The organism is Protofrankia sp. Cas4, assembly GCF_963555915.1.
Classification (GTDB): domain Bacteria; phylum Actinomycetota; class Actinomycetes; order Frankiales; family Frankiaceae; genus Protofrankia.
Window position 1 is genome coordinate 1 of record NZ_CAUVXL010000274.1, and the last position, 20,826, is coordinate 20,826.

Annotated in this window: 17 protein-coding genes, 1 tRNA gene and 2 pseudogenes; 11 read left to right on the forward strand and 9 right to left on the reverse strand. The window is 67.1% G+C overall.

What is annotated here, in order from left to right; all coding sequences use genetic code 11:
- Positions 1–73: 73 nt before the first annotated feature.
- The 4 genes and pseudogenes from U9979_RS24860 to U9979_RS24875 form a co-directional block, all read right to left on the reverse strand.
- Complete coding sequence (locus tag U9979_RS24860) at positions 74–1,036, reverse strand: ParB/RepB/Spo0J family partition protein (protein WP_322781196.1); 963 nt, start codon at positions 1,034–1,036, stop codon at positions 74–76.
- Positions 1,033–1,920, reverse strand: a complete 888-nt coding sequence (locus tag U9979_RS24865; RefSeq protein WP_322748703.1) for a ParA family protein — start codon at positions 1,918–1,920, stop codon at positions 1,033–1,035. The genes U9979_RS24860 and U9979_RS24865 overlap by 4 nt, the downstream gene beginning before the upstream one ends.
- A gap of 70 nt (positions 1,921–1,990) precedes the next feature.
- Positions 1,991–2,728 carry a 16S rRNA (guanine(527)-N(7))-methyltransferase RsmG gene (gene rsmG, locus U9979_RS24870; RefSeq protein WP_322781198.1) on the reverse strand — a complete coding sequence of 246 codons (738 nt, stop codon included), beginning with the start codon at positions 2,726–2,728 and terminating at the stop codon, positions 1,991–1,993.
- A gap of 81 nt (positions 2,729–2,809) precedes the next feature.
- Positions 2,810–3,531, reverse strand: a pseudogene (locus U9979_RS24875) (response regulator).
- Between the two features lie 33 nt (positions 3,532–3,564).
- On the opposite strand from U9979_RS24875, the pseudogene U9979_RS24880 reads away from it, so the two are divergent.
- Positions 3,565–3,915, forward strand: a pseudogene (locus U9979_RS24880) (cation:dicarboxylate symporter family transporter); the annotation flags it as partial.
- 177 nt (positions 3,916–4,092) lie between these two features.
- Here the strand turns inward: U9979_RS24880 and U9979_RS24885 are convergent.
- The 5 genes from U9979_RS24885 to rpmH all read right to left on the reverse strand — a co-directional run bounded on the left by U9979_RS24885 (position 4,093) and on the right by rpmH (position 7,278).
- Positions 4,093–4,656: a protein jag gene (locus U9979_RS24885; RefSeq protein ID WP_322781201.1), complete on the reverse strand. Its 564-nt coding sequence runs from the start codon at positions 4,654–4,656 to the stop codon at positions 4,093–4,095.
- A 91-nt stretch (positions 4,657–4,747) separates the two neighbouring features.
- On the reverse strand, positions 4,748–6,148 hold the full coding sequence (gene yidC, locus U9979_RS24890; RefSeq protein ID WP_322781202.1) for a membrane protein insertase YidC: 1,401 nt from the start codon (positions 6,146–6,148) through the stop codon (positions 4,748–4,750).
- 12 nt (positions 6,149–6,160) lie between these two features.
- Entirely contained in the window at positions 6,161–6,661 is a 501-nt protein-coding gene (gene yidD, locus U9979_RS24895) for a membrane protein insertion efficiency factor YidD (RefSeq protein WP_322781203.1), read from the reverse strand.
- Positions 6,658–7,110, reverse strand: coding sequence for a ribonuclease P protein component (gene rnpA, locus U9979_RS24900; RefSeq protein ID WP_322748695.1), 453 nt, complete (start codon positions 7,108–7,110; stop codon positions 6,658–6,660). The genes yidD and rnpA overlap by 4 nt, the downstream gene beginning before the upstream one ends.
- Before the next feature lie 30 nt (positions 7,111–7,140).
- Entirely contained in the window at positions 7,141–7,278 is a 138-nt protein-coding gene (gene rpmH, locus U9979_RS24905; protein ID WP_013871596.1) for a 50S ribosomal protein L34, read from the reverse strand.
- Positions 7,279–7,592: 314 nt separating this feature from the next.
- On the opposite strand from rpmH, the gene dnaA reads away from it, so the two are divergent.
- The 10 genes from dnaA (at position 7,593) to U9979_RS24955 (ending at position 20,563) form a co-directional block, all read left to right on the forward strand.
- Complete coding sequence (gene dnaA, locus U9979_RS24910) at positions 7,593–9,053, forward strand: chromosomal replication initiator protein DnaA (RefSeq protein WP_322781204.1); 1,461 nt, start codon at positions 7,593–7,595, stop codon at positions 9,051–9,053.
- 678 nt (positions 9,054–9,731) lie between these two features.
- Positions 9,732–10,889, forward strand: coding sequence for a DNA polymerase III subunit beta (gene dnaN / locus U9979_RS24915; RefSeq protein ID WP_322748693.1), 1,158 nt, complete (start codon positions 9,732–9,734; stop codon positions 10,887–10,889).
- A 1-nt stretch (position 10,890) separates the two neighbouring features.
- Entirely contained in the window at positions 10,891–12,132 is a 1,242-nt protein-coding gene (locus U9979_RS24920; protein ID WP_322781205.1) for a DNA replication/repair protein RecF, read from the forward strand.
- A complete protein-coding gene (locus U9979_RS24925) occupies positions 12,119–12,733 on the forward strand; it encodes a DUF721 domain-containing protein (protein ID WP_322748691.1) in 615 nt (204 codons plus the stop codon). Before U9979_RS24920 ends, U9979_RS24925 begins: the two co-directional genes overlap by 14 nt.
- A 228-nt stretch (positions 12,734–12,961) precedes the next feature.
- On the forward strand, positions 12,962–14,896 hold the full coding sequence (gene gyrB, locus U9979_RS24930) for a DNA topoisomerase (ATP-hydrolyzing) subunit B (protein ID WP_322748690.1): 1,935 nt from the start codon (positions 12,962–12,964) through the stop codon (positions 14,894–14,896).
- Between the two features lie 100 nt (positions 14,897–14,996).
- Positions 14,997–17,513 carry a DNA gyrase subunit A gene (gyrA, locus tag U9979_RS24935; protein ID WP_322748689.1) on the forward strand — a complete coding sequence of 839 codons (2,517 nt, stop codon included), beginning with the start codon at positions 14,997–14,999 and terminating at the stop codon, positions 17,511–17,513.
- A 38-nt stretch (positions 17,514–17,551) separates the two neighbouring features.
- The gene (locus U9979_RS24940) at positions 17,552–19,126 is read left to right on the forward strand and encodes a DUF3566 domain-containing protein (protein WP_322781206.1); all 1,575 of its coding nucleotides are present in this window, start codon (positions 17,552–17,554) and stop codon (positions 19,124–19,126) included.
- 119 nt (positions 19,127–19,245) lie between these two features.
- A tRNA-Ile gene (locus tag U9979_RS24945) sits at positions 19,246–19,319 on the forward strand.
- Between the two features lie 84 nt (positions 19,320–19,403).
- Positions 19,404–19,670: a ribbon-helix-helix protein, CopG family gene (locus tag U9979_RS24950; protein WP_322781207.1), complete on the forward strand. Its 267-nt coding sequence runs from the start codon at positions 19,404–19,406 to the stop codon at positions 19,668–19,670.
- Positions 19,667–20,563 (forward strand): putative toxin-antitoxin system toxin component, PIN family, encoded by an 897-nt coding sequence (locus U9979_RS24955; protein WP_322781208.1) that lies wholly within the window; start codon positions 19,667–19,669, stop codon positions 20,561–20,563. Before U9979_RS24950 ends, U9979_RS24955 begins: the two co-directional genes overlap by 4 nt.
- The last annotated feature ends 263 nt before the right edge of the window (positions 20,564–20,826 follow it).

Sequence of the window (20,826 nt, forward strand, 5' to 3'; positions counted from 1 at the left end):
GGACAGAAGATCCAAAACGACAGTCAGATCCGGAGCCTGTCGAGCCGAGATCACCCGACCAGCTCGGGGCCGCTCATTCCGTCGCGGATCCCGATCCCGATTCCGACTCCGACTCCGACTCCGACGGCGAGGCCGTCATCACCGCGACGATCCGCTCCAGGTCTTCGATGCTTCCGAATTCCACAGTGATCTTTCCTTTGCTGCGCCCCATGTCGACCTTCACCCGGGTGTCGAACCGGTCGGACAGGCGGGCGGCAAACTTGCCGAGTGCGGGAGCGATGGCCCGGGGCCCACGGGGAGCCGTCTTACGCGGCCCCTCCTCGCCCATGGCCACGATTTCCTCGACGGCCCGTACGGACAGACCCTCGGCGACGATCCGGGTCGCGAGGCGGTCCTGCGAATCAGAATCCCCCAGCGACAGCAGTGCCCGAGCATGGCCGGCGGACAGCACGCCAGCCGCCACCCGACGTTGCACGGCCGGTGGGAGACCCAGCAGCCGAATCATGTTGGTGACATGGGATCGCGAACGGCCGAGTTTCCCGGCGAGTTCCTCGTGGGTGGCGCCGAAGTCGCGCAGGAGCTGCTCGTATGCGGCTGCCTCCTCAAGGGGGTTGAGCTGCTGGCGGTGGAGGTTCTCCAGCAGCGCGTCCCGGAGCATGGCGTCGTCGGTGGTGTCCCGCACGATCGCGGGGATCTGGCTGAAGCCCGCGAGCCGGGACGCCCGCCAGCGCCGTTCCCCCATGACCAGCTCGTAGCGCCCGGGCATGATTTCGCGGACGACTATGGGCTGGAGCAGGCCGACTTCACGCAGGCTCGCGGCCAGCTCCTCAAGCGTCTCCTCGTCGAAGTGCGTCCGCGGCTGGCGCGGATTCGGCGTGACCGAGTCGACGGGGATCTCGCGAAAGGTCGCACCATGAACCGGTACCGGCCCGGATCTCAGTCCGAAGCCGTTGTCGATCCCGATGTCAGCGCTGTCCATCGCTGTTGGGATCAACGCTCCCAACCCTCGCCCCAGTCCACCCCTGCGTGCTGTCACAGGCCCACCCCATTCGGCTCGAAGCCTCGCTCGGCAAGCTCGCGCGCGGCGGCCAGGTAGGACAGTGATCCCCGCGAAGCAGGGTCATAGGTCAGAACCGACCGGCCGTAGCTCGGCGCCTCGGCGATCCGCACATTACGCGGGATGGTCGTGCCCAGCACACGGGGCCCGAAGTGCTCCTTGACTTCGTGGACGACTTGGTCCGCAAGTCGCGTCCGTGAGTCGTACATAGTCAGGATGATCGTGGACAGGTGCAGATCCGGGTTGAGGTGGGCCTGCACGAGTTCGACGTTGCGCAGGAGCTGCCCGAGGCCCTCAAGCGCGTAGTACTCGCACTGGATGGGGATCAGAAGCTCCTTGGCCGCCACCAGCGCATTGACCGTGAGAAGCCCGAGACTTGGTGGACAGTCCACGATGATGTAGTCGACGTCCCGCTTGAGTCCGGCGATCGCCCGACGCAGGCGGGTTTCCCGCGCTACGACCGAAACCAGCTCGATCTCGGCACCGGCTAGGTCGATGGTGGCCGGAGCGCAGTAGAGACCCTCGGATTCGGAGGACTTCACCACGACCTCGTCGAGCGGTCGGTCCCCGAGAAGAACCTCGTAAATAGATGGAACACCGGACCGGTGGTCAACCCCGAGCGCAGTTGATGCGTTGCCCTGCGGGTCCAGGTCGATACACAGGACCCGGCACCCGTGCATGGCCAGGGCCGCGGCAAGATTCACCGTCGTGGTGGTCTTCCCGACACCACCCTTCTGGTTCGCCACCGTAATGATGCGCCGTCGGGTAGGCCGGGGAAACGGCCGTCGTCGTTCCATGGTCAAGGCTTCCACTGCCGCCGCTGCCGCCGCTCCGATAGGGGTGGATGGATCATGAGAGTCCATTGGTCGGGCCGACGGCTGACGCACTGCCCGTCCCGCGCCTATGGAGGTGTTACCTGCCCCCGACGCTGTTTCACGTGGAACGTGAGTGTCCACGTGCACGCTGCGCCTCCCGTCCTCGCCGTGCTTCACGCGTTTTCCCGCTTCCCTGCCGGCGCCCAGGCTCAGATGCGGTGTACACGGCGCGCAGCACGGTGGTCGGCTCCGAAAGCCGCCCGACCCCGCACTTCACGACGTCCACCTCGCGCCAGCCCTGGGCATCCAGCTCACCTCGCGCGACCGACAATTCCTCGACAACGCGCGCACCGCGCAGTGCAAGCATGACACCGCCCGGTTCCAGCATCGGCACGAGCATCGCGCCCAACCGCTCCAAGGGCGCGAGAGCCCTTGCCACGGCAACATCAAACTTGTGGCCTTCCACGGTAGTGGCAATGTCGGGCGCGCGTCCCCGGATGACCGTGACTCGCCCCTCAAGTCCGAGCCTCACCACTACTTCGTGCAGAAACACGCACCGGCGTTGCATCGGTTCGAGGAGGGTGACTCTCAGGTCCGGACGGACGAGCGCAAGCGGGATACCGGGCAGCCCGGCTCCGCTCCCCACGTCCACGACGGTCGCGGCGGGCCCGACGGTCTCCTCGACCACGGCGCTGTTCAACAGGTGACGGTCCCAGAGCCGGTCGGTCTCACGGGGACCTATCAGCCCGCGGTCAACGCCAACCGTGGCAAGAAGATCCGCATACACACAGGCAAGGTCAAAACCATCCCCGAACACTCCACGGGCGATGGCCGGGGGGCCGGACACAGGCAACATGCGACCAGCATCCTCGCTACCCGAATCAGGACGCTCCGTGGAAGGCCGGATCGGCTGGCGCGGGAAGTGCGGCCACCTGCTTCACCGGCCTGCCCGGCGATAGCGGAACTCGGGCCGGCCGGTGGTTCCGTAGCGTTGCGTCCGGATGGCGAGGTGCTGGCCGACGAGTGCTGGCCGACGAGGTGCTCAAGATAGCGCCTGGCCGTGACACGGGAGATACCGGCGCCGTCAGCGACGTCCACCGCGGACAGGGGACCACCAGCGGCCCGAAGCTGGCCGATCACCACGTCGTGTGTTGCCGCGGACAAGCCCTGCGGCGCCTCGGCGGGAGTCGGCTCCCGCAGCGCGGCCAGCGCCCGGTCGACGTCATGCTGGGCCACACCCCCAGGTTCGGGCTGTACGCCCGTCCCGGAGATCTGCCGCCGGTAGTCGGCGTAGCGCTCGAGCCGCTCCCGGAAGATCGCGAAGCTGAACGGCTTGAGTAGATACTGGACCACGCCGTAGGCAACGGCTGCCCGCACCACCGCACGATCGCGGGCGGATGTGACAGCGATGACATCGACCGGCGCCCCGTGCCCGCGCAGCGCGCGGCAGACGTCCAGACCGCCCATGTCCGGTAGATAGAAGTCGAGCAGCACCAGGTCGACCGGGGTCTGTGCAACGAGCCGTAACGCCTCGCCACCGCAGTCGACCACACCTACGACAGCGAAACCCGGTATCCGCTCGACGTAGGTTTGATGTGCTTCAGCAATCAACGGGTCGTCCTCCACCACCAGGACGCGAACGCCGCCTCGGGCTGGGATCACTACCTCACCGACCTTGTGCCCAACAGCGTGGTCGGCGCCTTCGGCGCAATCGCCTTCACTACCGGCAAGTACGGACTACATACGCTGAAGAGCCTCGGAAAGCTGATCATGATCAGCTACGGAACATCGGCATTTTTTGTGATCGTCATACTCGGCGTCATCGCCGCGGCGTGCGGGATAAACATGCTGAAACTCCTGCGCTACCTCAAGGACGAACTACTGATCGTCCTTGGCATGTCATCATCCGAGTCGTTCTTGCCGCAGCTCATGCGCAAGCTCGAACACGCCGGCGCACCGCGCCAGATCGTCGGGCTCACCGTACCGCCCGGGTACTCGTTCAACCTTGACGGCACCTGCATCTACCTGACGCTGGCCGCGCTGGCCCGTATCGCGGTCACACCGCGGGTACCCGCCCGTTGACCCCGGCGGTGGCGTCGTCCGCCGCATCGGTGTACGCCGTGTCAGCCCGACCGGACCTGGCGTAGCACGAACGCAATACACCCCCTGTCTGCCGTGTTCTGTGGATCACGGCAGACAGTCAGGCAAGCAGGAACGAGGTCAGTCCGCAGGGAGAATGACCACCCGGCGCTGGGGGTCCTCCCCTTCGGACTCACTGACCACACCGTCGATCGTCGCTATGAGGTCGTGGACGACCTTGCGTTCGAACGGCGTCATCGGCTTCAACTTCTCCGGCCGGCCACCGGTCTTCACCCGCGCGGCGACTGCCGCGGCAAGCTCCCGCAGCTCGGCACGCCGCCGGGCACGGTGACCACCGACGTCCAACATCAGCCGGCTGCGAACGCCGGTCTTCTGAAGGACCGCGAGCCGGGTGAGCTCCTGCAACGCCTCCAGCGTCTCCCCTCGGGTACCCACGAGCAGGTCCAGGCCGTCCCCGACGACGGCCACGACGGCTCGCTCTCCCTCCACATCGAGGTCGAGGTCGCCGTCCATGTCGACGATGTCGAGCAGAGCCTCCAGATAGTCCGCTGCGATCTCGCCTTCCTGTTCCAGATCGGCGATGCGCCGCCGGCCGTTCGTCGGCGTGTCAGCGGCCATGGACGGGCCGCCGACCTCGGCAACCGCGGCGATGTCGGCGGCCAGGTCAGGTGCCGAACCGGTCATCAGAACAGCTCCTTCGAGGATGGACATCTGCTGTCGGGGATCTGGCGGGCACGCCTGCGACGGGCACGACTGTGACGGCTATGGAAACCGATCACCGCCGCCCCCCGGGCCGCCCGCCTTTCCCGCGCCGCTTGGCGGGACGGGAGCCTCCGGATGGGCGTCGCGCTCCAGCCGGCACCCCGGGTGTACCTGCCGCACGGGTCTTGGGCTCGCCTTCGGATGCCGTCCTGTTGTCCTGGACTGCGCCGTTTTCCGGTACTGGAGCCGGAGCCGGCTGGACCTTGCCGGCCGCACTACCGCCAGTCCCGTTACCAGCCACGTTGTCGCCAGCCCAGTTACCAACCGTGTTGCCGCCAGTCCCGTTGCCGGCCATGGTGCCGCCAGTCCCGTTGCCGGACGCAGCGCCGGACCCGTTTCCCGCCGCCGTCGCCGGCCGCGCCTTACTGCCGGGATTGCCAGGCGAACGGGTCCCGGGCGGAGCCTTGCCGGTGGACTTGTTCACGACCTTACTGACGGCGGTCGCGGACGATTCCGTGGTCGGAGCATCCACGGCGGGCTTGGAACGGCTCTTGGCCTTCGCCGCGGGCCGAGCGCCGGGCACCGGCCGGGCACCGGGTGCGGGACGCGCCGGCGGCTCAAGGGTCTTGCCCTTCGCAGCGCTACCAGCCTCCACCCGGGCCCCGGGTACGCGTCCGGTCGCGGTCTGTGCCAGCACCGGCGGCATCCTCTTGATGACGAAGAACTGCTGGCCCATACTCCACAGGTTGGTGGTGAGCCAGTAGAGCAGGACGGCGATCGGGAAGCGGAAACCGAACACCGCCAGCATGATCGGCGAGCCGTAGAGCAGCACCTTCTGCACCATGGCCTGCTGCGAGTCCGTTGTCCCGGTGCGCGCCATGATCTGCTTCTGGGTCAGGAACGTGGTCATGCCCATGAGCAGGATCAGGACGACGGCAAAAATCTTGACGTTCGTCCCGTCTGCGCGGACGAACTCCAGGAAGCTCGACGACGAGGTGAAGGACGTCGACAGCGACACGCCGAGCAGTTTGGCCTCGGCGATCTGCTGCACCTGGTGAGCGGTCAACCCCACTCGCGCCACCCATTCCAGCCCGTTCTTCCCCTCAACGGGTTGGAGGTGGCTGAAGACGTGGAACAGCGCGATGAACAACGGGATCTGCAGCACGATCGGCAAACAGCCCAGCAGCGGGTTGCCGTGCTCCTTCTGCAACGCCATGATCTCGGCGTTCATCTTCTGCTTGTCGTGCCCGTGCTTCTCCCGGATCTCCTTGATCTTGGGTTGCATCAGCTGCATCGTCCGCTGCGACTTCACCTGCCTGACGAACAGGGGAAAGATCAGAATGCGGACACAGATCACCAGCAGGACGACAGAAAACGACCACGCGAAGAAGCTGCCCTGACCGAAGATCAGCCCGAAGCCACCGTGGAAGAAGACGATCGCGTGTGCCGCGAGATGGTAGAGGGGATTCAACACTGGCCTGTCTCCTTAGTGCTCCAGGGACTGCGGCCTCCGGGCGCGCGATCCGACGATCGTCGCGCGCCCTTTGGCCATCAAGACCCTCGTGCCACGGCTGACCCTCGTGCCACGGCGGGACGCGGTCGGCTTGTGCGGGTGCTTGGGGTCACGCGTCGGGGCCGGGTCACGCGTCGGAACCGGGTCATAACCTCCGGCCGACAACGGCTGGCAGCGCAGCAGCCGGCGGGCAGCCAGCAGGCCGCCCCGGACCCCGCCGTAACTGCGCACCGCCTCAAGCCCATACGCGCTACAGGACGGCTCGAAGCGGCAGACGCCGGCGCTGCGCACGGACCAGGCGGCCCGATAGAGTCCGATCATGGTACGCAGCACCCACGCGAGGGGACTGCGCACCATGCCGCCGGGGCCACGACACAGCCTCGGCGCGGCCCTCGCGGCGACGTGGCTTGCCACAGTCAGGTCGAACACTGCGAGTAGACCGACTGTAAGCAGAAAGCAGTCACCGATGCTCATCGACGATGCCGGTCGAGGGTTTTGGCAATCCCGTCGCCCAGCCTGGACCCGTTACCGGACCGGCCGCGGGATGATCTCTCACGCAACGCCCGGTCGAGGGCGCGCCCCAGCTCATCTGAGGATGCGGTGGCACTGTCCGGTAAGGCACGAACGATCATCAACGTCCCAGCCGGAACGTGATCGAGTCGGGCACGTACCTGCTCACGCAGTCTCCGGCGGACCCGGTTGCGGACGACGGCATTGCCTACCTTGCGGCTCACGACAAACCCCACGCGTGGCGGAGGCAGGGCGGTCGCTGCGTCGGCGTCGTCCACGAGGTCGCTGCCTTCAGGCTTGTTGTCCACAGTCAGGCTGTGGACAACAAGCGGACCGCTGCGGATCCGGCCTCCACCGCGACCGACCTGGGCATGCTCGGCCCTGGTCCGGACACGGTTCCGAACGGGCAGCATGACGCGGGAGAGATCGCGGCGCGATGAATCTCAGGCGGACAACTCGCTACGACCCTTACGGCGACGGGCCGAGAGCACCGCGCGACCGGCGCGGGTCCGCATCCGAAGCCGGAACCCGTGCGTCTTGGCACGCCGGCGATTGTTCGGCTGGAAGGTGCGCTTGCTCACAGAAGACTCCGGACGCCGGACGGGCAAAGGACAAACGAGGACGGCAGTGGTAACGCGGGACACGCCGGAACACACCGAACAGCGCACGGTCGCCACAACTCGATGCCTGAGACTATCAAGTCTCACGCCACTCGAGCGGGACGGGTCGCGATCGCCGCCGACCGGGGCGCCGGCGGGGCACCATGCCGGGTGGGGTGTCATGGTCGTACACAGCTTGTGGACGACCATGTGGAGAACTATCCCCTCGGTGGGGCACGCCGACAGCTGACCGCCCCGACCGTTCGACCGTTCGACCGTCCGGAGGAGCCTCGCTCGTGACCGACCTTAGCGCCGACCCATTCGCCGGGATGTCAGACCGGGTGTCTGCCGGCGAACCGGACCTGTCCGCCGTGTGGGGGCAGGCTGTCGCCGGCGTCGCGGACGGCACCCTGTCGGCGCAGCAGCGGGCCTGGCTGCGACTGACCCGTCCGCTCGGCCTCGTCCAGGACACAGCGCTGCTCGCCGCGCCGAACGAGTTCACCAAGGACCTGCTCGACTCACGCCTCCGATCGTTTCTGTCCACAGCTTTGTCCACAGCCTATGGACGAGAAATCCGCGTCGCGGTCACCGTCGAGCACCTGCCCGACCCGGAGCCGATGACCGGGCCGATCGCGCTGCCGGAGCCGACGGCCACCGCAGTCCCTGCCGCCCGGATCACCCCGGGGCTCGGCCGCGACCCGGCACCCCGGTCATACGAACCGGCGCGGCTGAACCCCCGGTACGTCTTCGAGACGTTCGTCATCGGCGACAGCAACCGGTTCCCACACGCGGCGGCGGTGGCCGTCGCCGAGGCGCCGGCCAAGGCGTACAATCCTCTGTTTATTTATGGCGACTCGGGGCTCGGTAAGACGCACCTGCTCCACGCGATCGGTCATTACACCCTGAAGCTGTACCCGGAGTCACGAGTGAAGTACGTGAGCTCGGAGGAGTTCACGAACGACTTCATCAACTCCATCCGGGATGACCGCCAGCAGGCGTTCCAACGTCGCTACCGCGACGCCGACGTGCTGCTCGTCGATGACATCCAGTTCCTGGAGAACAAGGAACGGACGCAGGAGGAGTTCTTCCACACCTTCAACGTCCTGCACGACACCGAGAAGCAGATCGTCATCTCCTCCGACCGGTCCCCCAAGCAGCTGTCCGCGTTGGAGGACCGGCTGCGCAGCCGGTTCGAGTGGGGTCTGATCACCGACGTCACCCCGCCGGATCTGGAGACCAGGATCGCGATCCTGTCGAAGAAGGCCGCGACCGAGCGGCTGCCCGTCCCCGGCGACGTGCTGGAGTACATCGCCACGCACATCGAGCGCAACATCCGCGAGCTGGAGGGCGCGTTGATTCGGGTCGCGGCGTTCGCAAGCCTGAACAAGTCGCACGTCGACCGGACCCTGGCCGAAATCGTCCTACGCGACCTCATCCCGGATGCGGCCGACCCCGAGATCACGGCCGCTGGGATCATGAACGCGACCGCGACGTACTTCGGTGTGTCCATGGAAGACCTGTGCGGCACATCCCGCAGCCGGGTCCTGGTCACCGCCCGCCAGATCGCGATGTACCTGTGCAGAGAACTGACCGACCTGTCGCTGCCGAAGATCGGCCAGCATTTCGGCGGACGCGACCACACCACGGTGATGCACGCCGACCGGAAGATCCGCGGGCTCATGGCCGAACGCCGCGCGATCTACAACCAGGTCACCGAGCTGACGAACCGGATCCGGGCTCAGACACGACAGGCATGACAGGCATGAACGGGACGAATCCGGGGTAGGAGCCACCCAAATACGGTCACGTCGACCTCGGTGTGCCGGTGGAGTCTTGTGCACAGCTTGTGGAAAACCCTGTGGAATCCGGGAACGGCGGCCTGGCTTCGGCGCGCCGGTTTCCGGCCCTTCCCGTGTGGGCGCAAACCGCGTCGAAGATCGATTCGAAACACTGCGTAGCCGGGGACAGACTGTGTAGAAACTGTGCACAAACAGTGGATGGACTCTGTACGGCGGGGGAGCCTCTGGGGACAACCGGACCGCCGGTGGAAATCCACAGGGCCTTCACACAGCGGTACCCACAGCATCCGCACGGTCGGATCAGCTTCGTGAGCTGGCAATGGCCTCGGTTATCCCCAGTATCCACCGCGCCTACTGTCACGACGAACTAGATCCTTCTTCAAGGAAAACATCCAAGGCTGGTTGGGCCTGGGGACAACCAAATTCTGATCATGGTCGGGTCACTCCCTGTTTTCGATGAGCGCCCAACACCAGAAGTTTGGATCAAGGAGCAGGGCTGGGGAGCGAGGTGCGTGCCCCAGCCCCGCTCCGGGCGTGCCGCGGCCCTGCCCCAGCCCCGCAGCGCGCCCGGTGCGGACGCCTGCGATGCTGGAACGCCTCAGCGCAGGCGAACAGCACCATCCAGAAGGGCGAATCATGAAGTTCCGGGTTGAACGGGACGACTTCACCGATGCCGTGGCGTGGACGGCGCGCACGTTGCCGACCCGTGCGACCTCACAGCTTCAGGTCCTTGCTGGGCTTATGCTGGATGCGACCGGTCCATCACTGAAGGTCTCGGCCTTCGACTACGAGGTGGCAGCGCAGTGCGGGGTGACGGCGACGATCTCCGAAGAGGGCCGGGCGTTGGTGTCCGGCAAGCTCCTCGCCGAGATCACCCGAGCTCTTCCCTCGGCACCGGTCGAGTTGGCGACCGACGGCGCGCGCGTGGTGCTCACCTGTGGTAACGCACGGTTCACCCTTCCGACCATGTCGGTTGATGACTACCCGACATTGCCACCGATGCCGGCGGCGACCGGCCACATTGAGGGAGCCGCGTTTGCCGGGGCGGTGTCCCAGGTCGCGGTGGCCGCGGGCAAGGACGACACGCTGCCGGTGCTCACCGGCGTCCGCCTCGAGATCAACGGTGAGATGCTCATCTTGGCCGCTACGGACCGTTACCGGCTGGCCGTTCGCAAGATGAAGTGGCGTCCCACCGCGGTTGACGTCGAGGGTGTTGCGATGGTGCCGGCGCGTACTCTGAGCGATACCGCCAAGGCGTTGTCGGGCTCCGGGGCGGAGGTCGCGATCGCGCTCGGATCGGGTCCGTCCGGGGAGGCCCTCGCCGGGTTTACCGGTGGTGACCGGCAGACCACGACCCGCTTGGTGGACGGTTCCTTCCCGCCCTATCAGCGGTTGTTGCCCGACAGCTCACCGCTGACCGCGCAGATTGAGATCTCCCCGTTCGCCGAAGCTGTGAAACGCGTCGCGCTGGTTGCCGCACGTACCGCTCCGGTCCAGTTGAGCTTCTCCGCCGAGCACCTGGTCCTCGAGGCCGGCGCCGGCGGCGAGGCGCAGGCCCGGGAGACGTTGCCGATCGGCTACGACGGACCGGACCTGTCCATCGCGTTCAACCCGACGTACCTGCTCGACGGTCTGAACGCGGTGGAGTCCGACGTGGTGTACATCGGTTTCGCGAGCGCTGACGATGCGGATGAGGCCGCCAAAAAGCCCGCGATCCTCACCGGCAAGGCACCCGACGACGGTGAGGTCCCCGACTACCGCTACCTGCTCATGCCGATCCGGCTGTCCGGGTGACGTGCATCTCACGCACCTGTCGCTGGTGGACTTCAGGTCCTATCCCGCGTTGGATCTTCAGCTCGCGCCCGGGGTGACCACGTTCGTCGGCTCCAACGGGCAGGGTAAGACCAACCTGTTGGAAGCCGTCGGCTACCTGGCTACCCTTAGTAGTCACCGCGTGGCCTCGGATGCGCCGCTCGTTCGCGAGGGCGCGGCGAGCGCGGCCTTGCGCGCGCGGATCGTGCGGGGCGACCGGGCCGCACTGGTGGAGATTGAGATCATCCCGGGCCGGGCGAACCGGGCCCGGCTCAACCGGGCTCCGCTTGCCCGGCCCCGCGACGTCCTGGGATTGCTGGTTATGGTGCTCTTCGCCCCGGAGGATCTTGCGTTGGTCCGGGGCGATCCGGCCGAGCGCCGGCGGTTCCTCGACGATCTGCTGGTCGCCCGGGCGCCGCGGTTGGCCGGTGTGCTCGCCGACTACGACAAGGTGTTGCGCCAGCGGTCGACGCTGTTGCGGACGGCCGCGGCCGCGCGCCGCGGCGGCCGGACGAGCGATCTGCGCACCCTGGACGTCTGGGATGCCCAACTTGCCCGGTACGGGTCTGAACTGGTAGCGGCGCGGGGCGCGCTGGTCGAGGCGTTGCAACCCAGAGTGGAAACCGCCTACTCGGCCGTGGCCGGAGCCCCGGCCGTCTCCCCGGCCGCCCCGGTCTCCGGTGCCCGAGACGACGTGCGGACGGACAGGGCGCTGACCGCCATCGAATACCGCTCGACCGTCACAGCCGGAACGTCCGACCAGGCCGTGGGCGGTCCTGGCCCGGGCGGTCCCGTTCCGGGCGAGCCTGTCTCCACCGACCGGGCTGTGCTGGAGGCGGCGATGCTCACCGAGCTCGCCCGGGTCCGGCCGCGCGAGCTCGAGCGCGGGGTGACCCTGGTCGGCCCACATCGCGACGAGCTGTTGCTGTCCATCAACGGTCGGCCGGCGCGGGGGTATGCGAGCCACGGCGAGTCGTGGTCGCTCGCGCTTGCACTCAAATTGGCATCATTCGAACTATTGCGGGATGATCAGCGCGAACCGGTACTATTGCTCGACGATGTGTTCGCTGAGCTCGACGTGAACCGTCGGGCCCGGCTGGCGGAGCTGGTCGCCCCGGCCGAGCAGGTCTTGGTGACGGCAGCGGTCGACGCGGACGTTCCCGCCGCGTTGGCCGGAGTGCGTTTCGAAGTCGCGGACGGGCAGGTGCGCCATGTCGTCGGATGAGCATGCTGGCGCGGGCGAGCTGGCGGCCGGTCCCGCCCCGGTGCGTGGTGCAGACCTCGCCCGCCTCGTTCTCGCTCGGGCCAAGGAGGATGCCCGCGCCCGGGCGTCCGGGCGCGGGCGCGGGCGTGGGCCGGGAGCGCGTGACGGGCGCGGCGCCGGGCAGGTCGACGGTGATGATCCGTCAGGACGGGAGCCGCGGCGTCGTCCACGGATGCCCGGGATGGCCGCACCGGGACGGGAGTGGGCCGAACCGGTCGCGTTCAACGCCGCGGTAGCGCGGATGCTCGCCGAACGCGGCTGGGAGGTCCGCGCGACCGACGCGACAGTTCTCGCCCGCTGGGACGCGCTGGTCGGTCCGGACATCTCCTCGCACTGCTATCCGGTTTCGCTGCGTGACGGCGCGCTCGAGCTGGCCGCCGAGTCAACCGCCTGGGCAACGCAGCTGCGGCTGTTGTCCCGACAACTTTTGGTTACTCTAAGTAAGGAACTTGGGCCGGAAGTGGTACGCCGAATCGTGGTCCGAGGTCCGACCACGCCCAGTTGGCGGCACGGCCCCCTGCATGCGTCCGGCGGGCGCGGTCCCCGCGACACCTACGGCTGAGCGGCCGACGGTAGGTGTGGCCGTTGGTGTCGCCGTAGGTGTCGGGGTCCCCTGGATCGCGCCGGAGGCGCCATCCAGGGGAAGCCGCGTACTGGGGTTCGACGGAAAGCCGTGCGGGGCGCTGCGCGCATGCCAGGGGCCACCCACAGTCTTCCTGGTGGAAGGGCCAGGTAGAATCAGGAGACGCTTCTCGCGTAGTTCGCAGTCGAGGACGAGGGGACATACCGCGTGACCTACGATGCAAGTTCGATCAAGGTTCTTGAGGGTCTCGACGCGGTTCGCAAGCGTCCGGGTATGTACATCGGCTCTACTGGGGAACGCGGCCTCCATCACCTTGTGTACGAGGTTGTGGACAACGCTGTGGACGAGGCGCTCGCCGGCTACTGCGACACGATCAATGTCACGTTGCTCGCCGACGGTGGCGTGCGGTGCGCAGACAATGGCCGTGGCATCCCGGTGGGTGAGCATCCGACCGAGAAGCGTCCGGCGGTCGAGGTCGTCCTGACCACCCTGCACGCCGGTGGGAAGTTCGACGGCAAGTCCTACGCGGTGTCCGGCGGTCTGCACGGGGTTGGCGTGAGCGTGGTGAACGCGCTGTCCACCCGCCTGGAGGTCGAGATCCGCCGCGAGGGCTTCACCTGGTTCCAGCCGTATGCGAACACCCGTCCGGCCGCACCACTGGCCAAGGGCGCGCCGACGAGGAAGACCGGTACGATCGTCACCTTCTGGGCGGATGACACGATCTTCGAGACGACCGACTACAAATACGAGACTCTCACCCGCCGGCTGCAGGAGATGGCGTTCCTGAACAAGGGGCTGACGATCAGCCTGCGCGACGAGCGTCCCGAGGAGCCTGAAGAGGTCACCTACTGCTATACGGGCGGGCTCGTCGACTTCGTCGATCATCTCAACGCCAGCAAGGACCCGATTCACAAGACGGTCATCTCGCTGGATTCCAAGGGCACCGGCATCGAGGCCGAGCTCGCGATGCAGTGGAACGCCGGCTACAACGAGTCGGTCTACACCTTCGCCAACACCATCAACACCCACGAGGGCGGCACCCACGAGGAAGGCTTCCGCGCGGCTCTGACCAGCGCGGTCAACGCCTACGCCAAGGACCAGAACCTGCTCAAGCCACCGAAGGCCAACGGCAAGAACCCCGACGAGCGCCTGGCCGGGGACGACATCCGCGAGGGCCTGACCGCGATCATCTCGGTGAAGCTGGCGCAGCCGCAGTTCGAGGGACAGACCAAGACCAAGCTCGGCAACAGCGAAGCCAAGCGGTTCGTCCAGGAGATGTGCTATGCGGCGCTGAAGGACTGGCTTGAGGCCAACCGGGTCGAGGCGCGGGCGATCGTCAGTAAGGCGATGGACGCTCAGCGGGCGAGGATCGCCGCTCGCGCCGCTCGCGACCTGACCCGTCGTAAGGGTCTGCTCGGCGGGACAGGCCTACCGGGCAAGCTCGCTGACTGTCAGTATACCGATCCGGAGCGTTGTGAGGTCTACATCGTCGAGGGGGATTCGGCGGGCGGTTCGGCCAAGGGTGGCCGCGATTCGAAGTTCCAGGCGATCCTGCCGCTGCGTGGCAAGATCCTGAACGTCGAGAAGGCCCGGATCGACCGGGTACTGAAGAACACCGAGGTCCAGGCGCTGATCCAGGCGCTCGGCTGCGGCATCCACGACGACTTCGACGCGACCAAGCTGCGCTATCACAAGATTGTGCTGATGGCGGACGCGGACGTCGACGGTCAGCACATCCGGACGTTGCTGCTGACGCTGCTCTTCCGGTTCATGCGTCCGCTGGTTGAGGCCGGATATGTCTTCCTCGCCCAGCCGCCGCTCTACAAGATCAAATGGGGTCGCGAGGACTGGCAGTACGCCTACTCTGACCGCGAACGCGACGGTCTGATCACGCACGGCGTCGAGGCTGGGCGCAAGCTGCCCAAGGACGCGATCCAGCGCTTCAAGGGTCTCGGCGAGATGAACGCGACCGAGCTGTGGGACACCACCATGGACCCGGAGCGCCGCATTCTGCTGCAGGTGACGTTGGACGACGCAGCCGTGGCGGACGATCTCTTCTCCGTCCTGATGGGTGAGGACGTCGACGCGCGGCGCTCGTTCATCCAGCGCAACGCCAAGGACGTCCGCTTCCTCGACATTTAGCCCATATCAAAATAGCCCATATCGGATATATCGGAAATACTGGACAGTCTGCACCGCGCACGGCTGACCGTCCTCACCACCCCTGTCTGGAAGGACCCGCGTGACCGACGTACTGCCTCCGCCGCCAGGCGATCGGGTTGAACCCATCGGTATCGAAGTCGAGATGCAGCGGTCGTACCTCGACTACGCGATGTCGGTCATCGTCGGCCGGGCGTTGCCGGAGGTCCGCGACGGCCTCAAGCCCGTGCACCGGCGCGTCCTGTACGCGATGTATGACGGTGGCTACCGCCCGGACCGCGGGTACTTCAAGTGTTCGCGTGTCGTCGGTGATGTCATGGGTAACTACCACCCGCACGGCGACTCCGCGATCTACGACACGTTGGTGCGGCTGGCCCAGCCGTGGTCGCTGCGCTATCCGTTGGTCGACGGTAACGGGAACTTCGGCTCACCGGGCAATGACCCGCCGGCCGCAATGCGTTACACCGAGTCACGACTCGCGCAGCTGGCCATGGAGATGCTGCGCGACATCGACCAGGACACGGTCGACTTCGCCGCCAACTACGACGGCCGCTCGCAGGAGCCGACAATCCTGCCCAGCCGGTTTCCCAACCTGCTGGTCAACGGTGCCGGTGGCATCGCGGTCGGGATGGCGACCAACATCCCCCCGCACAACCTGCGCGAAGTGGCTGCCGGGGTGAAGTGGTTCCTGACGAACCCCGACGCGACCGACGAAGAACTGCTGGAAGCGCTGCTCGGGATGATCAAGGGGCCGGACTTCCCCACCTCCGGTCTCATCGTCGGCCGCCAGGGCATCGAAGACGCCTACCGCACCGGGCGCGGCAGCATCCGCATGCGGGCCGTCGTGCAGGTGGAGGAGAACAAGGGCCGGACCCAGCTTGTCGTCACCGAGCTGCCCTACCAGGTCAACCCCGACAATCTCGCGGAGAAGATCGCCGAACTCGTCCGGGACAACCGGGTCAGTGGCATCTCCGACATCCGGGATGAGACCTCGGCGCGTACCGGCCAACGGTTGATCATTGACCTCAAGCGGGACGCGGTCGCGAAGGTCGTCCTGAACAACCTGTACAAGCACACCCAGCTACAGGACACGTTCGGCGTGAACATGCTGGCGATCGTCGACGGGGTGCCGCGCACGCTGCGGCTGGACCAGATGGTGCGCTTCTACGTTGACCACCAGGTCGACGTGATCGTCCGTCGGACCCGCTACCAGTTGCGCAAGGCCCGCGAGCGCCTGCACGTCCTCGAGGGCCTGCTGATCGCGCTCGACCATCTGGACGAGGTGATCAACCTCATCCGCAACGCCGAGTCGGCGGACGCCGCGCGCGGGCAGTTGATGGAGCGGTTCTCCCTGTCGGAGATCCAGGCGGTCGCCATCCTGGACATGCAGCTGCGCCGGCTCGCCGCACTTGAGCGCCAGAAGATCATCGATGAGGCGGCCGAGCTGCGCGCGAAGATCGCCGAACTGGAGGCGATCCTTGCCTCGCCGACCCGGCAACGGGAGATCATCGGCGAGGAGCTCACCGAGATCGTCGACCGGTTCGGTGACGAGCGGCGGACACGGCTCGTCCCGTTCGAGGGCGACATGTCCGTCGAGGATCTGATCGCCCGCGAGGACGTCGTGGTCACCGTCACCCGCGGTGGTTACGCCAAGCGCACGAAGACCGACCTCTACCGGTCACAGCGCCGTGGCGGCAAGGGCGTGCAGGGCGCTGCGCTGCGCGAGGACGACATCGTCGAGCACTTCTTCGTCACGACCACCCATCACTGGCTGCTGTTCTTCACCAACAAGGGACGGGTGTACCGGGCCAAGGCGCACGAGCTGCCCGAACAGGCCCGAACGGCCAAGGGCCAGCACGTGGCGAACATCCTCGCGTTCGGTCAGGACGAGCGGATCGCCGAAGTGATCGCGATCAACGACTATGACGCGGCGCCCTACCTGGTCCTCGCGACCCGGCGCGGGCTGTGCAAGAAGACCGCGCTGGCCGAGTTCGACTCGAACCGGTCCGGTGGGTTGGTCGCCATCAACCTGCGTGACGACGACGAGCTGATCGCGGCCCGGCTCGTGTCCGCGGGCGACGATCTGCTGCTGGTCAGCCGCCAAGCCCAGTCGATCCGGTTCCACGCCGACGACGAGCAGCTCCGCCCGATGGGCCGTGCCACCTCGGGTGTCATCGGGATGCGTTTCGACTCCGACGACGAACTGCTCGCGATGGAGGTCGTGCCGCCGAGCTCGGAAGCCAATCTGTTGGTCGCCACCAGCGGGGGCTACGCCAAGCGGACGTCCCTGGGCGAATATCCGGTGCAGGGACGCGGTGGCAAGGGCGTCCTGACCGCGAAGATCGTCTCCACTCGCGGCGGACTGGTCGGTGCCCTGGTGGTAGGCCAGGACGATCAGCTGTACGCCATCACGTCCAACGGTGGCGTGCTGCGCACCGTCGCACGTGACGTCCGGCGGGCCCAGCGGCAGACCATGGGCGTCCGGCTCATCGATCTGGAGGCCGGCGTCCAGGTTGTCGGGGTGGCGCGCAATGCTGATGCTGACGACAACTCGGACAACGGTTCGACGACCAGTCCCGGCGGGGGAGACTCAGCCTAAGTGGTCGGCGTCGGGCCGGGCATGGCGGGAGATGGACCGTGAGCAGCAGCGATGACGACCGGACCACCCGGTCGCCGGCCTTGCGTGGATCTTCCTCGCCACGGTCGGAGCAGCCCTCTGGCCGGAGCAAGGAGGCCCACGATGACGGGCGGATGTCGGCGGCTTCGGACGCTGCGCCGGGCTCGCAGGATGACGGCACCCGGGCGCAGCAGGCCCCGTCCGTCGTCCGGGACCTGCGGATGCCACGGGACGCCCCCGGCACGAAGGTGTCACCGCGGGTGACTCCGGGCTCGGCGGCACAACCGGGTAGCTCGCCGGCACAACCGGGTAGCTCGGCGGCACAACCGGGTAGCTCGCCGGCACAGCCCACCAGGCGGGCAGGCGGGCAGGCCGACGGGCGGGGCACGACTCGGGGCGGTGCCGATCGTCGGGGCGGTGCCGATAGTCCCAAGCCCGCGGCGGATTCGGAGGTTCGCACCGAGCGGCAGAGTCCGACCCGACCGTTCGTGCCGGCGGCTCCGATTCGTTCGACGGTCGTGCCGGGTGCGAACGCCGCGACCGGGCGACCGGTCACCCGACCCGCGGCGGCGAAGGGCCAGGCGGCTCCGGTTCCGACTCCGGTGGTTCCGACTCCGACTCCGGTTCCGGCTCCGACTCCGGTGGCGCCGACGACCAGCGCCGCGCCCGTCGTGGGTGGTACCGGTGTGACAGGGCCGTCGTCATCGCGGTCACCCGCAGGCGCAGGCGCGGCCGGGTCTGCGAGCACTAGATCATCGCGCATCGGGTCGGCGAGTGAGACACCCAGGTCTGATCCGGACACGATGTCCCTGCGCAGACCCACCAAGCCGGTCGGCGGTTCGACGGGTGGCGGCTCCGGGAGCGCTGCTGCCGCCCTCGGCGGCGCGGGCGCGGGCGTGCGCGGCGTGGCGGGCGAAAACGGCAGCCGTGTGGGAGGGTCGGAGCGTGCGAAGGCAGCCGTCGCGGCGAATCCGCCGGCGGACAGCGTTGCCAAGCGATCGGGCGACGAACGTTCCGCGCCTGGTGAGCGCACCGCTTGGACGCCGCCCACCGGCACGATCGCGGCGCCCGGCACACCCGTTGCATCGTCAGTGCCTGGAACATCGTCCGCGCCTGGCGTTTCAGCCGCGCCTGGCGTGCCGCGTGCACCGGCTCGGGAACGGAGCATGAAGGACCCGACGACCGGGCCGATGGTGGGTGCTCCGACCGGACCCTCCGTGGTCCGCCCGTCCGGACAGGGACGCCGGGCCCGGCTGCGCGTCACCCGGGTCAATCCGCTGTCGGTGACCCGGCTGACGTTCGCGTTCTCCCTGTGCGTGTTCGTCGTGCTGATGGTCGCCGTGGCGGTGCTGTGGTTCGTGTTGAACTCGATCGGCGTGTTCGACAGTGTGGTCCACGCGGCGGACACCCTCACCGATGGCGGCAACGGTGGGGTCCGCACCTGGCTGTCGTTTGCTCGGGCCATGGAACTCGGACTGCTCATCGGCGCGATCAACGTGATCCTGATGACAGCGCTGGCGACGCTGGGTGCGTTGTTGTACAACCTGTGTACCGAGATGGTCGGTGGTATCGAGGTCGTCCTCGGTGATCAGTAGATACGGGTGATCAGTACGTACGATGGGCGGGACACGTAGGGACGTGACGCCGAGGTCGGCGTTCACGACGGGCGCCACGTCAGGTACCGGACGCCATCCGGTACTGTGGAGCCCAGCAAGGACCTGTAGCTCAGTCGGTTAGAGCGCTTCCCTGATAAGGAAGAGGCCGGTGGTTCAAGTCCACCCAGGTCCACCCCGACCCCCAGGTTCGCCAGCTAGCCGTGAGTTTTGTCTGGGTCATGAAAGATCCGCTTGCTCTGGCGGGGAGGTGAGTCGGGTGTCCAAGGTGAGTGCCGAGGTCAGGCTGGACGCGACGGTCCTTGAATGCCTCGATGCGGCGGCTCGGAGGCTCGGCCGTAGTCGCGATGAGTTGATCGAGGATTCGGTGCGTAGAGACTTGGCCGCGCAGATCCTAAGCGGGGTTTTTGTCCGTATTCGCCGCAATAGCGAGTTGACGGACGAGGAAGCCGAGACCGTCGCCTACGAGGAGCTGGATGCTGCTCGCGTCGGGGAGAACGGGACGCCCAGCCTCTCCCCTCGATGACCTCTCCAACTTCCAGAACGTACATACGGCTGGTTGTCGATCCGGGCGTGTACGTGTCGGCGGCGATCTCGGGGCGTGGCGCAGCAACGCAGCTGATCGAGGCGGCCGTTGCCGGGCGCGTGACGCTCGTGGTGTCCTCGCAGCTGCTTGCCGAGCTGGACACTGTGCTGCGGCGGCCGAAGTTTCGACGGTGGTTGACGATCGATGACGCCGAATCCTTCCTCCAAGCCATGGCACTGTTAGCGGAACACGTGGAAGATCCACCGGTGGAGACGCGTGCCAAGGTTTGCCGTGATCCCAAGGATGACTACCTTGTCGCGCTCGCGGAGGACACGGCGGCCACCTTCTTGGTCAGCGGAGACCGTGACCTCCTCGAGTTGGAGCGAGGCGGACTCGTTGTCCGTACGGCACGAGCAACGCTCGACGTCCTGCAGTACGAGCACCCGTGGGGACCTGGCTTGGTGCCAGGTGATGCCAAGGAGGCGATGCGCCAGGCAGAAGTCGAGGGGCACGACAACATCGTGCGTCTCGCGGCGGCGTTCCTCGTCCTTCTGAACGAGGGCGACGTCGACGATGTACTCCACGCCATGGTCACGCCGGAGTCCCTCAAGACTTGGCTGAGGGAGCTCGACGAGGTGCGCATGTTGCTGGCGGGACGAGGGTTGGCGACTCGCGCCGACTACCCTGCACCGGATGTGGCCTATGTCAAGCTGACGCTGGATCCGGGAGAGACGGTGCGGGCCACGGCACAGGTGCCTCTCGCCGGCGCGGTCATTTTGACACTGCAGCGACGTCCCGAACTCCCCGACATTGCGGACGTCGGGGGCTGGCGGGTACATGCGGTCGGCGAGTTCACGCTTGTTGAGAACATGCCACCCGCCACGCCTCAATAGTCAGCGGCTTTCCGGAGAGATGCGCTCAGCGGCGCGTGGAGCGGTCGGGGGAGCCGGTGGGGTCAGCTGGCGAAGGTCGGCGAGCGTGGCCACACCCACACCCACACCCAGACGCTGATGTGGACGGGAGAGCGACCGGCCGGGTGGACAGCGTGCCGTCCGGGCCGGGGTGGACGGTGATGCACTGTCCACCGGTGGCGAGGCGTTCACCGGACTGGACCGGACTGTCGCCGTCGGTGAGCCGGGCGTGCAGCAGCTCGTCC

Excerpts from the sequence above, each read along its gene's own strand:
- U9979_RS24865 (WP_322748703.1), bottom strand. The coding sequence starts at position 1,920 with ATGGACTCTCATGATCCATCCACCCCTATCGGAGCGGCGGCAGCGGCG.
- rsmG (WP_322781198.1), bottom strand. The coding sequence starts at position 2,728 with ATGTTGCCTGTGTCCGGCCCCCCGGCCATCGCCCGTGGAGTGTTCGGG.
- U9979_RS24885 (WP_322781201.1), bottom strand. The coding sequence starts at position 4,656 with ATGACCGGTTCGGCACCTGACCTGGCCGCCGACATCGCCGCGGTTGCC.
- yidD (WP_322781203.1), bottom strand. The coding sequence starts at position 6,661 with ATGAGCATCGGTGACTGCTTTCTGCTTACAGTCGGTCTACTCGCAGTG.
- rnpA (WP_322748695.1), bottom strand. The coding sequence starts at position 7,110 with ATGCTGCCCGTTCGGAACCGTGTCCGGACCAGGGCCGAGCATGCCCAG.
- dnaN (WP_322748693.1), top strand. The coding sequence starts at position 9,732 with ATGAAGTTCCGGGTTGAACGGGACGACTTCACCGATGCCGTGGCGTGG.
- U9979_RS24925 (WP_322748691.1), top strand. The coding sequence starts at position 12,119 with ATGTCGTCGGATGAGCATGCTGGCGCGGGCGAGCTGGCGGCCGGTCCC.
- U9979_RS24955 (WP_322781208.1), top strand. The coding sequence starts at position 19,667 with ATGACCTCTCCAACTTCCAGAACGTACATACGGCTGGTTGTCGATCCG.